Here is a 12,240-nt window from a genome sequence, read left to right as displayed (position 1 = left end):
GCCAGCGGCGAAGCCCGCGAGCCGGTATTCGTTTTTGTTCGAAGACTTGCCTGCGGCAGGGCGTGATGCTCAAGTGTGGGCATTCAATGACCGCCCAAGGGAAACCGGCATGGAGCTACAGCACGACGCAGCGCTGATCCTCATCGATCAGCAAAAAGGCATTCTTCACCCCAGGCTTGGGCCTCGCAACAACCCCGAGGCAGAGCTGCGCATGCTGGAACTGCTGGTTTTCTGGCGAGGCACGGCGCGGCCGGTGATTCACGTCCATCACTTGTCCCGCTCACCGGACTCGGTTTTCTGGCCAGGGCAATCGGGCGTGGAGGTCCAGCCACGGTTCGCACCCTTGGCCGGGGAAAGGTTGGTCGAGAAGCAGGTGCCGGATGCCTTTTGCGGCACGACGCTGGAGGCTGATTTGCGCAGTGCCGGAATCGGACAACTGGTGATCGTAGGCGTTGCAACGAACAATTCGGTGGAATCCACCGCTCGCACGGCCGGTAACCTTGGGTTCGACACCTGGGTGGCGGAGGACGCCTGCTTCACCTTCGACAAGGCCGATTACTTCGGCAATGCCCGTTCGGCTGCCGAGGTGCATGGGATGTCCCTGGCGAATCTGCACGGGGAATACGCGACGGTGGGGAGTGTGAAGCAGATTTTGCAGGCGGGAGAATAGATGGGAGGTGTATGGGCAGGTCTCATCGCGAGCATGCTCGCGATGACGGTCTGGCGGGCAAAAAGATCTTTAGCCATCAAGCCCCGTGGCACTTCTTGAATTTCTTGCCGTTGCCGCAAGGGCAAGGATCGTTGCGGCCTACGTCCTTCAGGGCGTTGCGCACGGGCTCCTGGTGAGCGTGGCCGCAGTTCGGGCCGTGGACATGGCCGTGATCATGATCGTGGTGATGGTCATGATCATGGTTGCAATCAGGGCCGTGGACATGGGGTTGCTGGGTCATCGGGGTTACTCCGCAATTAAATCGGCGGCGATTATCACGCCATTGCGCTTCAGGTGCACGTAGTGGGCGATGAATAAACCGGTTTCCAGCTCACCTTCCAGGCGATAGGGGATCTGCTCCCGGGGTTTTTCCAGCAGCTTCACCACCTCCCGCACCTGCGGCCACAGGTTGGTGCGAACCGGCACCTTGAAATAACCGCTGTGTCCTGGGCCGACCGTGAACCAGTGCTCATGTTCGCCTTCGGTCAGCAAGAGATCGCCCAAATGGACCCGGTAGGTCAGGCCGCGCACGGTGAGATCGCCGTCGCCGGGGTTGTCGACGCGAAAGTGCAGCATGAACCGCTGTTCCACCAGGCGCGCCCGCACCACCTCGACCTTGACCAGGTGAACTTGTGGTTCAGGGCCTTCGTCACCTCGCCAGGACGCACAACCGCCGAGCCCGACGAACAGTAGCAGGCAAATGACGCGTAGCCATTGGGATGTGTGGGTCATTGTCCGTGCCTCTGGTTTAAACCCAGTCTAGTCCCCCGGCCAGCGGACGAGCGTCGGACGTTTCCGAAATCAGCGATTGAAATAACCGGCGCAGCATTTTTTGAATTTATGCCCGCTGCCACACGGGCAACCGTCGTTGCGGCCGATCTTGATCGGCACGGTGGGGTCGATGAAGTACCAACGCCCTCCGTTTTGCACGAACGAGGACTGTTCGCGATGGCTGTGCTCTCCCTGGCCGTCGTGCCAGCGTGCGGTGAACGTGACGAAGGCGTGTTCCGGTTGGCCGCCGAACACTTCGCTGCTTTCCACTTCAAGCCCCAGCCAGGTGCTCCTGGCACTCCATTCGCTGATCGACTGGCGATCGAGGCCATCCTGCTGGGCTGGCAGGGTGGTGCTGACCAGGTAGTCCACCAGGCCCAGCACATAGGCGCTGTAGCGCGAGCGCATCAGCGCTTCGGCGCAGGGGGCGGGGTGGCCGTCATGGTAACGGCCGCAGCAGGCATCCAATGGGTTGCCACTGCCACAAGGGCAAATGGTCGTGTGCAGGCTTGTATCCACAGCTACCACCAATATTTTCCAAAATTTTCGGGGTTAGCCCAAAAGCGTGAGTTGAGCCAGTCGGGGACCTGCTTGTATTCAAGCAGATCGTAGGTAAACAGGGTCAATACCTGGTCCTCGCGCTGGAACCGCTCGCTGGCTTGCAGGGCCAGGGAAAAAAAGTCCGTTTCTTGCCAGCCGCAGGCGTTGAGGTCGGCCAGTACCGCAATCCGGCTGGCGTTGAGGTTACGGATGCCGCCCAACAGGTTCAGACCGTCGCGCTTGGGCAAATGCTCCAGGCAATCGAGCGCAAGGGCCAGGTCGAAACGCCTCGCCGCCACGTCCGCCGGCAGCGCGCCGGGGCCGGCATGGACCACTTCGGTACCGGGATGGGCCTGCTGGAACGCCTCCAGGGCCGGAAAGCTCCCGGCGCCGATCAGCAGCAGCGTTTGCGGGGCGTAACGGTCAAGCACGGCGGCCAGGGCTTGCTGGGGTGTACGCGAAGAAATGGCAACGGTCATCAAAGTTCCTCAATCAGAACTGCCACGATAGCGTGCGCTGGGATCCCGGCCTAGAGCGGTTGTCATTAAAACTCATCGAAACGCCGCAAACACGGGCCCAAACTGGATGTGGCCAGCTGCTGGCGCAGATCGACAGTCGGGTCTTTACTCCCCTGAATCGGCGCAAAAGCCGATCCTTCAAGGAGAAAACCCGATGAGCATAGTTCGGACAGCGTTACCCCTGGTGCTGCTAACCAGCGTGTTGACTGGTTGCGCAGGTTTGCAGAAAACCGACTGGCCGACCTGCGCGGCCGTCGGGGGGGCAATCGGTGCTGGGTTAGGCGCCATAGAAAGTTCTTCCTGGGCGGGCGGCGGCGCTTTGTACGTGGGTGGCATGGCGGCGGCTTACTGCTGGGTGCATGGCGACGGCGATGAGGACGGCGACGGTGTTCCGGACAGCCGCGACAAATGCCCGGGCACACCGAAGGGCGTGCAGGTCGACGCCGACGGTTGCCCACCTCCCGCCCCGGCGCCAATGGCCGAGGAACCGGTCGTGGTCAAGGAGGAAACCATCGTCGTGCGTGACGTGCATTTCGAATTCAACAAGGCCACGCTGACGTCGACTGATAAAGAAGTGTTGAACACCATTGCGACCCGGTTGAAGCAGGAAACCTCCACCGCGCAACTCAGTGTGACGGGCCATACCGACAGCGTCGGCAGCGATGCCTACAACCAGAAGCTGTCGGAAAAACGCGCCAATGCGGTGGTGCAGTACCTGATCGACAGCGGCGTGCCTCGCGCCAGTTTCGTCTCGGTGTCCGGCGCCGGGGAAAGCCAGCCGGTGGCGGACAACAAAACCGCTGATGGCCGGGCGATGAACCGCCGTACCGAAATCAAGATAAACCGCTGAAACCCTCGTGATCCGCGGCTTGTACAGTCGCGGATGCGGGTCTTTACTCCTGTGTGACCGGTATGGGCCGGTGACACAGGAGCATTCATCATGAAGGTCCTCATCAAGCTTGCCTTGCCGGTACTGCTCGCAAGCAGTTTGTTGTCCGGTTGCGCCACTCAAAGCGATGGCAGTGCACCACTCAATCAACGTACCTGGCCGATCTGCAGCCTGGTCGGCGGGCTCGTCGGCGGCGGGCTGGGCGCCATCGAAAACACTGGCTGGGCAGCTGGCGGCGCCGCGTTGGGGCTGCTTGGCGCAGGCTTGATCTGTTACCCCCAGGATGGTGATGAAGACGACGATGGCGTGTTCGATCGTCGCGACCGTTGCCCCGACACGCCGGCCAACACGCCCGTTGAACACCACGGTTGCCCGTTGCCGCAATACCCCGCCAGCGCACCGCCGGACGAACCACAGATGCCGGGCAGTGAGGTCATTACCCTGAATGATGCCGGCAAGGTGCTGTTCGAATTCGATCAATCCGATCTCACTCCGGCGGCTCGAAGCCAACTCGACGCATTGATGGACAAATTGAGCCACGCCAACGTCGCGAGCATCCGCGTGGTCGGCCATACCGACAGTGTCGGCACCGACGCCTATAACCAGGGGCTTTCCGAGCGCCGTGCCGGCAGCGTCGTGGAGTACCTGCTGACCCAAGGCTTGGCGCCGGCAAAAGTCACCAGTGAGGGCAAGGGCGAAAGCGAACCGGTGGCCGATAACGAGACCGATGAAGGTCGCGCCCAGAACCGTCGGGTCGAATTGCATATCCAGCGCTGATACCGTTGCTACAACGGGTCAGAGCGGTCGGCTCGCTAAATTAAATTTGCCCGGCCCTCTGGCTTATCCTTTGCGCGAGCCGTTACTGTTCACGCAAAGAATAATGTCGACCGGGGGGCTTATGAAGGTGTTTTGGGGGCTGGGGCGCTTGCTGACGCTGGTGTTCTGGCTGGTAGTGCTGGTCAATCTGCTCTTACCGTTCGTCCATCCGCTGCACGTCCTGGTCAACCTCGCCGGGGCACTGCTGTTGGCGGTCCATTTGCTTGAGCTGTTGTTGTTCAGGGCACAATTTCGCGGGCGTCCCGCTGCGGGCCGTGATCGCTTCCGAGTGCTGTTGTTCGGCATCTTCCACTTGCAAACCCTTGCGACCGCGCCAGAGGCTTCCCATGCGTAAATTGTGTCTTCTCGCAGCATTTGTCTGTCCGTTGGCGTCTGCCCAAGTGGTCCAGGTAGAAAGCAACTCATTGATGCGCTTGCCGAACACGACCAGTTCGCTGGCCCTGGAGCGTTTGGAAGTGGCCGACTATGGCACGCTGTTGGTGCCTTCGAACGTAACGCAACTGTCCATCGCTGAGCTGCGCCTGGGGCGCGAGGCGCGTATTGCAATCGTGCCGGCGCAACAGGCATTGGACCTGAAGGTGAACCAGGCAGAACTGGACGAAGGCAGCCAGATCACCGCTCGCGGCGCGCCAGGCACCTATACGAACGCGGCGCGGCCGGGGCGTAATCTCAACCTGCGCTTCAATGTGTTGAACGCGCCGCTGTTGTCAGTGGATGCCCGTGGCGGGAGCGGTGCGCCAGGCTATGTGGGGCTCGACGGCGCCAACGGGCAAGCCCCGGGGTGTACCTGGGGTTCGGCAGGTCGCGGCGCCGACGGCAGCAATGGTGGCGACGGCCAGCCGGGCGCCGCCGGTGCGCTGGTGCGGCTCGAATTGCCCCGCACTTATCCCGATGAGCAGATCAAGGTCCAGGTGGACGGTGGTGCCGGCGGCAAGCCCGGGCACGGTGGCAAGCCCGGCGCAGGCGGGAAGGCCAAGGGATGCCTGGTCTATACCGCCGACGGTGGCAAGAGTGGTCGTCCTGGCACAGATGGCCAGCCTGGGCCTGCCGGAGCGGCGGGCGCGGTGACGGTGCAGCGGTTCTGAATAAAACAGGAACCGGACCTGTGGGAGGCCAATGGGTTGTTTAGAACATTGGCCGCGCCGCGCCGATCGCCACCACGAGCAAGCCGATCAACAGATTGATACCTACCAATCGGCGAATCTTGCCCAGCATCGCCGCGCCCGTCGGCCAATCCTGGGCCGTCACGGCGGTGCGCAATGCCGGCAGTTGCAGGCCCTGGATGCGGATGAACAGGGCCGTCATCACGATATACAGCCCCATCATCACCTGGACATAACGTGGCGCGGTTTCGAAGCCGGCGAAGCGCATGTGGATCAGGCCCACGCCGCTGATCGGCAAAAGTACGACCGCCACCCAAACCCAGACGAAAAAACGCTGAAACACTTCTACCCATAGCTTGAGCCGGGGAGGGCCCTCCAGTGCCGTGATTGCGGCGGGGCGCAGGACCATCCAGGCGAAAAACATGCCGCCGACCCAGATCAGGGCCGCCAGTAAATGCAGGGTGTAGACGAGGGCAAAGGGTGTCATCGGGTCACTCCGTTCTGCGCAGGATTCATTAGCGGGGTATGATAGCCGCCGATTCGAACCACTGAAAATTTATCCAGCGTTTTTAGCGCCCGACCATCCATGATCAGCACCGAACTCAAAACCACGATCCAGGGCGCCTATTCGCGTTTTCTCGAAGCCAAGAGCCTCAAGCCGCGATATGGCCAGCGCCTGATGATTGCCGAAGTGGCAAAAGTCCTGGGCGACATCGACACCGACGACGAGGGCCGGCGCAATGGCGAGCCCGCCGTGGTGGCGGTGGAGGCCGGCACCGGTACCGGCAAGACCGTGGCCTACAGCCTGGCGGCGATTCCCAGTGCCAAGGCCGCCGGCAAGCGCCTGGTGATCGCCACGGCCACGGTCGCCCTGCAGGAGCAGATCGTCTACAAGGACCTGCCCGACCTGATGCGCAACAGCGGGCTGAATTTCACCTTCGCGCTTGCCAAGGGTCGCGGGCGCTACCTGTGCCTGTCCAAGCTCGACATGTTGCTGCAGGAAGGCCAGGCCCAGACCGCGACGGCTCAGTTGTTCGAAGAGGAAGGCTTCAAGATCGAGGTCGACGAGGCCAGTCAGAAACTGTTCACCAGCATGATCGAGAAACTGGCCGGCAATAAGTGGGACGGCGACCGCGACAGCTGGTCCACGGCCCTGGAAGACGCCGACTGGTCGCGCCTGACCACGGACCACAGCCAGTGCACCAACCGTCACTGCCCTAACTTCGGCCAATGTGCTTTCTACAAGGCGCGCGAAGGCATGGGCAAGGTCGATGTGATCGTCACCAACCACGACATGGTCCTGGCCGACCTGGCCCTGGGCGGCGGTGCGGTGCTGCCGGACCCGCGCGATACGATCTACGTGTTCGACGAAGGCCACCACCTGCCGGACAAGGCCATCGGCCATTTCGCCCATTACACCCGGCTGCGCTCCACCGCCGACTGGCTGGAAAGCACCGCCAAGAACCTGACCAAGCTGCTGGCCCAGCACCCGCTACCAGGTGACCTGGGCAAGTTCATCGAGCAGGTGCCAGAGCTGGCGCGGGAAATCAAGACGAACCAGCAGTTCATGTTCACTGCGTGCGAGCAGGTGGCTGACTTCAAGCCTGGCGAAGACGTCGAGGGTCGGGAGCGGCCACGCCATCGGTTTGTCGGCGGGGTGATTCCCGAGCACATGCGCGAGATGGGCATCGAGCTCAAGAAGGGCTTCGCGCGCCTGACTGACTTGTTCACGCGCCTGACCGACCTGCTCAAGGAGGGCATGGATGGCGAGGTCAATATCGGCATCGCCAGCAACCAGGCCGAGGAATGGTACCCCTTGTTCGGCAGCCTGCTGTCTCGCTCACAGGGCAACTGGGAGCTGTGGACGGCCTTTACCACCGAAGATCCGGAAGATAACCCGCCGATGGCGCGTTGGCTGACCTTGGCCGAAAGCGGTTCGCTGTTCGATATCGAGGTCAATGCCAGCCCGATCCTGGCGGCCGACATGTTGCGGCGCAACCTGTGGAACGTGGCCTACGGCGCGCTGGTAACGTCCGCCACGCTGACCGCACTGGGCACGTTCGACCGTTTCCGCATGCGCGCCGGCTTGCCGAAAATCGCCGTGACTGCCGTGGTCCCTAGCCCGTTCCACCATGCCGATGCCGGCGTATTGCGAGTCCCCGACCTCAAGGCCGACCCGCGGGACGCCGCCGCCCACACCGCCGCGATCATCCGTGACTTGCCGGATCTGGTGGAAGGTTCGCGTGGCACCCTCGTACTGTTCTCCTCGCGCAAGCAGATGCAGGACGTGTTCGACGGTCTCGACCGTGACTGGCGCAAGCAAGTGTTCATCCAGGGCAACCTGTCGAAGCAGGAGACCTTGAACAAGCACAAGGCACGCGTCGACGGTGGCGACTCCAGCGTACTCTTTGGCCTGGCAAGTTTTGCCGAAGGCGTCGACTTGCCCGGTGCCTATTGCGAGCACGTGGTGATCGCCAAAATACCCTTCTCGGTCCCGGACGACCCGGTTGAAGCGGCGCTGGCCGAATGGATCGAAGCCCGGGGCGGCAATCCGTTCATGGAAATCTCCGTGCCGGACGCCTCGCTGAAACTGGTCCAGGCCTGCGGTCGCTTGCTGCGTACCGAGGAAGACCGCGGGACCATCACCTTGCTCGATCGCAGGCTGGTGACCCAACGTTATGGCAAGGCCATCCTTAACGCGCTGCCACCGTTTCGGCGGGAAATTTCCTGACGGGTCTTGCGTGGCGGGAAGCCAGCGCGCTCGCCACGCAAGACTGCGCTTAACCAGCCGTCTCACGAAGGTTCCCAAAAACCTCAATGGCTGAAACAATGCCAGCCAGTTGAAAAAGCCTTTGTTTCAAGGGAGTTGCGGGTGCAAATTCAAGGCCATTACGAGCTTCAATTCGAATCGGTGCGTGAAGCGTTCGCGGCGTTGTTCGACGATCCCCAGGAGCGCGGCGCGGCGTTGTGTATCCAGGTGGGTGGGCGTACGGTCATCGATCTCTGGGCCGGCACCGCCGACAAGGATGGTCATGAGGCTTGGCACAGCGACACCCTCGCCAATCTGTTTTCCTGTACCAAGACATTCACCGCCGTAACCGCCTTGCAACTGGTGGCCGAAGGCAAGTTGCAACTGGACGCGCCGGTCGCTCGCTACTGGCCTGAGTTTGCGGCGGCGGGCAAGCAATCCGTCACCCTGCGCCAGTTGCTCTGCCATCAGGCCGGCCTACCGGCGCTGAGGGAATTGATGGCGCCCGCGGCACTTTACGATTGGCAAGCCATGGTCGATGCCTTGGCCGCTGAAACACCCTGGTGGACGCCCGGCGAGGGCCACGGTTATGCCGCGATCACGTACGGCTGGTTGGTCGGCGAACTGTTGCGCAGGGCCGATGGCCGCGGTCCGGGCGAGTCCATCGTGGCCCGGGTTGCCAAACCGCTGGGGCTGGACTTCCACGTAGGTCTGGCCGATGCAGAGTTTCATCGCGTGGCGCATATCGCGCGCGGCAAAGGCAACGTCGGTGATGCCGCGGCCCAGCGCCTGTTACAGGTCACGATGCGCGAGCCGACGGCCATGACCACCCGGGCCTTCACCAACCCGCCATCGATCATGACGAGTACCAACAAACCGGAATGGCGGCGCATGCAGCAGCCGGCGGCGAACGGCCATGGCAACGCCCGCAGTCTCGCCGGGTTCTACGCCGGCCTGCTGGACGGCACTTTGCTGGAAGGTGAAATGCTCGACGAACTGACTCGCCAGCACAGTTTTGGCGAAGATAAAACGTTGTTGACCCAGACCCGTTTCGGCCTGGGTTGCATGTTGGATCAACCGGATGTGCCAAACGCCACCTACGGCCTCGGGCCGCGGGCATTCGGTCATCCCGGGGCAGGGGGCTCCATCGGTTTCGCCGATCCTGAGCATGACGTTGCGTTCGGTTTCGTAACCAACACGCTCGGGCCCTACGTCTTGATGGACCCGCGTGCGCAGCACCTTGCGCGGGTGCTTGCCACTTGTCTATAAAACGCCGTTGACGGTAGTGGATACAGGAACCAGGTGTTCTTTTCGCTTTCCAAGCGTCTGTTTATGCGGCCGGAACATGGCCTTTGTTTTTTACTTCAGATCATTTTTGTGGATATCCAATGTCATCGAATAAAACCCTCGCTCTGGCGCTGTGCTTCGCTATTACCGGTTGCGCACAAAACCCACAAAATGATGCCGAGGGCGGCAGTGGCTGGTGGCCGTTCGGTTCCTCCGACAAGGTCGCGACCAAGGACACGGCCCCGCAGGCCCCTTTGAAACCCGCCGCGGTGGCGCCGCAAGCCAAGGCCGAGGGCGCGACGCACTGGTGGTGGCCGTTCTCTTCCGATGACGGTGCCGATGTTGCCAAGAAAGAAGAAGTGAAACCCGCGGCCAAGCCTGAAACCAAGGCGCCGGCCACCGTTGCCAAGGCGCAAGCCGAGAGCAATGGCAAATGGTGGTGGCCGTTCGGCGGCGAGAAGCAGGAAACCGCCAAGGCCGTGCCGATGCCCGACCCGAAAGTCACCCAGGCCTGGCTCGACGATTATGAGCCGAAGCTGCGCACCGCCATCAAGGACAGCAAGCTTGAACTGGAGCGCCGCGATAACGTGCTGGTGGTCACCGCCCCTGCGGACGGCTCGTTCAACCCGGACCGCCCGGCCATGCTGCTGCCGGTGACCCTCGGTCCGTTCACCCGCGTCGCAAAAATTCTCGAGGCCGATCCGCAAACGGCAGTGTTGATCCTCGGTCATGCCGATACGTCGGGCGCGGCGCCGGCCAACCTGAAACTCAGCCAGGAACGCGCCCAGTCCATCGCGGCGATCTTCCGGCTCAGCGGCTTGCAGCGTGATCGCCTGATGCTGCGCGGCATGGGCTCGGCGGCGCCACGTGCGGCCAACGACAGTGTCGAGGGTCGGGCCTTGAACCGTCGTGTCGAGTTGCTGGTCACCCCGGCGAATACCATGGTCGCGTTGTTGAGCAAGTACAACATGCCGGCCCCTGCACCGGTAACCATGGTGGCGGCCCAGGACATCAAGCCCGCAGCGCCTGCGCCGGCCCCGGCGGCGAAAAAGGCCGCCGCCCCGGCTGCCAAGAAAGCCGCCGCCAAGAAGGTTCCTGCAAAGGCTCCTGCAAAGGCCCCGGCGAAAAAAGCCCCGGCCAAGAAGACCACGCCGGCGAAGAAACCTGAACCGGCCAAGGCCGCAGCCGACGGGAAAAAAGTCGCTGCCGCCGACACCTCCAAAAAACAGTGATTGGCTGATCACAAGGAACGCGCCATGACCCAAACGCTGGCTGATATGCGCCGTGACTATACCCGTGATGGCCTGGCCGAGGCGCAAGCCCCGGCCGAGCCGTTCGCGCTGTTCCACCAATGGTTCGCCGACGCGGTGAAAACCGAACAGGCCCCGGTGGAAGCCAATGCCATGACCCTGGCGACAGTGGATCCCGACGGTCGTCCTCATTGCCGGATCCTGCTGCTCAAGGGGCTGGACGCCCAGGGCTTTACCTTCTTCACCAACTACGACAGTGCCAAGGGCCAGCAATTGGCGGCGAATCCGTACGCGGCCATGACGTTCTTCTGGCCGACCCTGGAGCGCCAGGTGCGCATCGAAGGCAAGGTCGTGAAAGTCACCGCGCAGGAGTCGGACGCGTACTACCAGGTCCGGCCACTGGGCAGCCGCCTCGGTGCCTGGGCGTCACCGCAGAGCCGGGTGATTGCCGGGCGCGGTGAGCTGGAAGATTTGCTCAAGGCTACCGAGCAGCGTTTCAGCGACAGCCAACCCCATTGCCCCGAGCATTGGGGTGGCTATCGCTTGCTGCCCGAGCGCATCGAGTTCTGGCAGGGGCGCCCGAGTCGTCTTCACGATCGTCTCAACTACCGCCTGCAAGGGGCGGATTGGATTCGCGAGCGCCTGGCGCCTTGACCGGATAACCCGCCGCCGCGGCCTGGAGCCATTGCGGCAGGTCCCGTCGCTTGACGCCCTGTTCGCGGGCTCGGGCCAGTTGCTCCAGCATATAGCGCTTCTTCGGTTCATCCTGCCCGGCCAATGATAGCGCCAGGTCGCGGTCCATCCAGCGTTTGATGCGTACGTACAGCCACCAGTGGAAGTACAGGCCCGCTAGGGTGGTAGCGACTATGATGAAGTAATCCATGGAGATTCCTGGTGCGGTGACGCTGATGTTTGGTTTTGGCGCTATTGTTTGGTGAATTTTTCGGGTGCGCCTGTATCCCACCTGAATGAAAACAATTTTATCCCGGCAAGGCCGTGACAGGCGTCAAGCCGGAGAGTTTAATGGATCCCTGTCTTTTGGAGTTTGATGCTATGCGTAAGTCTGTTTTGCTGGTTGCTTCCTTTTCCACGATGGCGATGTTGCTCACTGGCTGTCAGTCGAGCCTGACCGGTGACTCCTACTCCCGTGACGAAGCGCGTCGCGTCCAGACGATTCGCATGGGCACTATCGAGTCCCTGCGTCCGGTCAAGATCGAAGGCACCAAGACCCCGATCGGCGGCGCGGCGGGTGCCGTGGTCGGTGGTGTCGGCGGCAGCGCTATTGGTGGTGGCCGTGGCAGCATCGTTGCTGCTGTGATCGGTGCCGTGGCCGGTGGCTTGATTGGTTCCGCTACCGAAGAAGGCCTGACCCGTACCCAGGGTGTGGAAATTACTGTGCGTGAAGATGACGGCAGTATGCGTGCCTATGTGCAGCAGGTTCAGGAGAACGAGGTGTTCCGTGTGGGTGAGCGGGTGCGGATTTCCACCGTGGGTGGTACGAGTCGCGTATCGCACTAAGCTTTGAGTCGGTAAGAGAAAGAACGGCGCTTCCTTCTGAATGGGAGGGCGCCTTTTTTTTGGCTTAAA

At 62.1% G+C, this 12,240-nt stretch carries 16 protein-coding genes; 10 read left to right on the top strand and 6 right to left on the bottom strand.

Annotation, left to right across the window (positions count from 1 at the left end):
- Window positions 1-109 precede the first annotated feature (109 nt).
- Window positions 110-670, top strand: coding sequence for a cysteine hydrolase family protein (locus tag JZ00_RS28250; RefSeq protein WP_039594489.1), 561 nt, complete (start codon window positions 110-112; stop codon window positions 668-670).
- Window positions 671-746: 76 nt separating this feature from the next.
- Here JZ00_RS28250 and JZ00_RS28245 read toward each other — a convergent pair whose 3' ends face one another.
- From JZ00_RS28245 to JZ00_RS28230, 4 genes are all read right to left on the bottom strand, one after another.
- Window positions 747-950 (bottom strand): SEC-C metal-binding domain-containing protein, encoded by a 204-nt coding sequence (locus tag JZ00_RS28245; protein ID WP_003198420.1) that lies wholly within the window; start codon window positions 948-950, stop codon window positions 747-749.
- Window positions 951-955: 5 nt separating this feature from the next.
- Window positions 956-1,441, bottom strand: coding sequence for an LEA/WHy family protein (locus JZ00_RS28240; RefSeq protein ID WP_039594488.1), 486 nt, complete (start codon window positions 1,439-1,441; stop codon window positions 956-958).
- 69 nt (window positions 1,442-1,510) lie between these two features.
- The gene (locus tag JZ00_RS28235; RefSeq protein WP_039594509.1) at window positions 1,511-1,987 is read right to left on the bottom strand and encodes a YchJ family protein; all 477 of its coding nucleotides are present in this window, start codon (window positions 1,985-1,987) and stop codon (window positions 1,511-1,513) included.
- Between the two features lie 14 nt (window positions 1,988-2,001).
- Window positions 2,002-2,499: a DUF6231 family protein gene (locus JZ00_RS28230; protein ID WP_039594487.1), complete on the bottom strand. Its 498-nt coding sequence runs from the start codon at window positions 2,497-2,499 to the stop codon at window positions 2,002-2,004.
- A 193-nt stretch (window positions 2,500-2,692) separates the two neighbouring features.
- Here JZ00_RS28230 and JZ00_RS28225 point away from each other — a divergent pair, with 193 nt between their 5' ends.
- The 4 genes from JZ00_RS28225 (at window position 2,693) to JZ00_RS28210 (ending at window position 5,349) form a co-directional block, all read left to right on the top strand.
- Window positions 2,693-3,388, top strand: a complete 696-nt coding sequence (locus JZ00_RS28225; protein ID WP_039594486.1) for an OmpA family protein — start codon at window positions 2,693-2,695, stop codon at window positions 3,386-3,388.
- A gap of 90 nt (window positions 3,389-3,478) precedes the next feature.
- Window positions 3,479-4,204, top strand: coding sequence for an OmpA family protein (locus JZ00_RS28220; RefSeq protein ID WP_039594485.1), 726 nt, complete (start codon window positions 3,479-3,481; stop codon window positions 4,202-4,204).
- Between the two features lie 121 nt (window positions 4,205-4,325).
- Window positions 4,326-4,598, top strand: coding sequence for a DUF1145 domain-containing protein (locus JZ00_RS28215; protein WP_039594484.1), 273 nt, complete (start codon window positions 4,326-4,328; stop codon window positions 4,596-4,598).
- Window positions 4,591-5,349 (top strand): hypothetical protein, encoded by a 759-nt coding sequence (locus JZ00_RS28210; protein ID WP_039594483.1) that lies wholly within the window; start codon window positions 4,591-4,593, stop codon window positions 5,347-5,349. The genes JZ00_RS28215 and JZ00_RS28210 overlap by 8 nt, the downstream gene beginning before the upstream one ends.
- 40 nt (window positions 5,350-5,389) lie before the next feature.
- On the opposite strand, the gene JZ00_RS28205 is transcribed toward JZ00_RS28210, so the two are convergent.
- Window positions 5,390-5,854 (bottom strand): CopD family protein, encoded by a 465-nt coding sequence (locus JZ00_RS28205; RefSeq protein WP_039594482.1) that lies wholly within the window; start codon window positions 5,852-5,854, stop codon window positions 5,390-5,392.
- Between the two features lie 99 nt (window positions 5,855-5,953).
- On the opposite strand from JZ00_RS28205, the gene dinG reads away from it, so the two are divergent.
- The 4 genes from dinG to pdxH all read left to right on the top strand — a co-directional run bounded on the left by dinG (window position 5,954) and on the right by pdxH (window position 11,307).
- The gene (gene dinG, locus JZ00_RS28200) at window positions 5,954-8,098 is read left to right on the top strand and encodes an ATP-dependent DNA helicase DinG (protein ID WP_039594481.1); all 2,145 of its coding nucleotides are present in this window, start codon (window positions 5,954-5,956) and stop codon (window positions 8,096-8,098) included.
- A gap of 141 nt (window positions 8,099-8,239) precedes the next feature.
- Window positions 8,240-9,385: an EstA family serine hydrolase gene (locus JZ00_RS28195; RefSeq protein WP_039594480.1), complete on the top strand. Its 1,146-nt coding sequence runs from the start codon at window positions 8,240-8,242 to the stop codon at window positions 9,383-9,385.
- 119 nt (window positions 9,386-9,504) lie between these two features.
- On the top strand, window positions 9,505-10,635 hold the full coding sequence (locus JZ00_RS28190) for an OmpA family protein (protein ID WP_039594479.1): 1,131 nt from the start codon (window positions 9,505-9,507) through the stop codon (window positions 10,633-10,635).
- A gap of 24 nt (window positions 10,636-10,659) precedes the next feature.
- Window positions 10,660-11,307 carry a pyridoxamine 5'-phosphate oxidase gene (pdxH, locus tag JZ00_RS28185; RefSeq protein WP_039594478.1) on the top strand — a complete coding sequence of 216 codons (648 nt, stop codon included), beginning with the start codon at window positions 10,660-10,662 and terminating at the stop codon, window positions 11,305-11,307.
- Here the strand turns inward: pdxH and JZ00_RS28180 are convergent.
- Entirely contained in the window at window positions 11,255-11,536 is a 282-nt protein-coding gene (locus tag JZ00_RS28180) for a hypothetical protein (RefSeq protein WP_039594477.1), read from the bottom strand. The two genes, pdxH and JZ00_RS28180, sit on opposite strands and share 53 nt — an antisense overlap.
- Window positions 11,537-11,706: 170 nt before the next feature.
- Here JZ00_RS28180 and JZ00_RS28175 point away from each other — a divergent pair, with 170 nt between their 5' ends.
- Window positions 11,707-12,171 (top strand): outer membrane lipoprotein, encoded by a 465-nt coding sequence (locus JZ00_RS28175; protein ID WP_024776354.1) that lies wholly within the window; start codon window positions 11,707-11,709, stop codon window positions 12,169-12,171.
- Window positions 12,172-12,240: the final 69 nt, after the last annotated feature.

It is taken from the genome of Pseudomonas frederiksbergensis (assembly GCF_000802155.2).
GTDB lineage: Bacteria > Pseudomonadota > Gammaproteobacteria > Pseudomonadales > Pseudomonadaceae > Aquipseudomonas > Aquipseudomonas frederiksbergensis_A.
The sequence above is the reverse complement of the archived record's forward strand: the minus strand, read 5'-3'. Positions and strand labels throughout refer to the sequence as shown.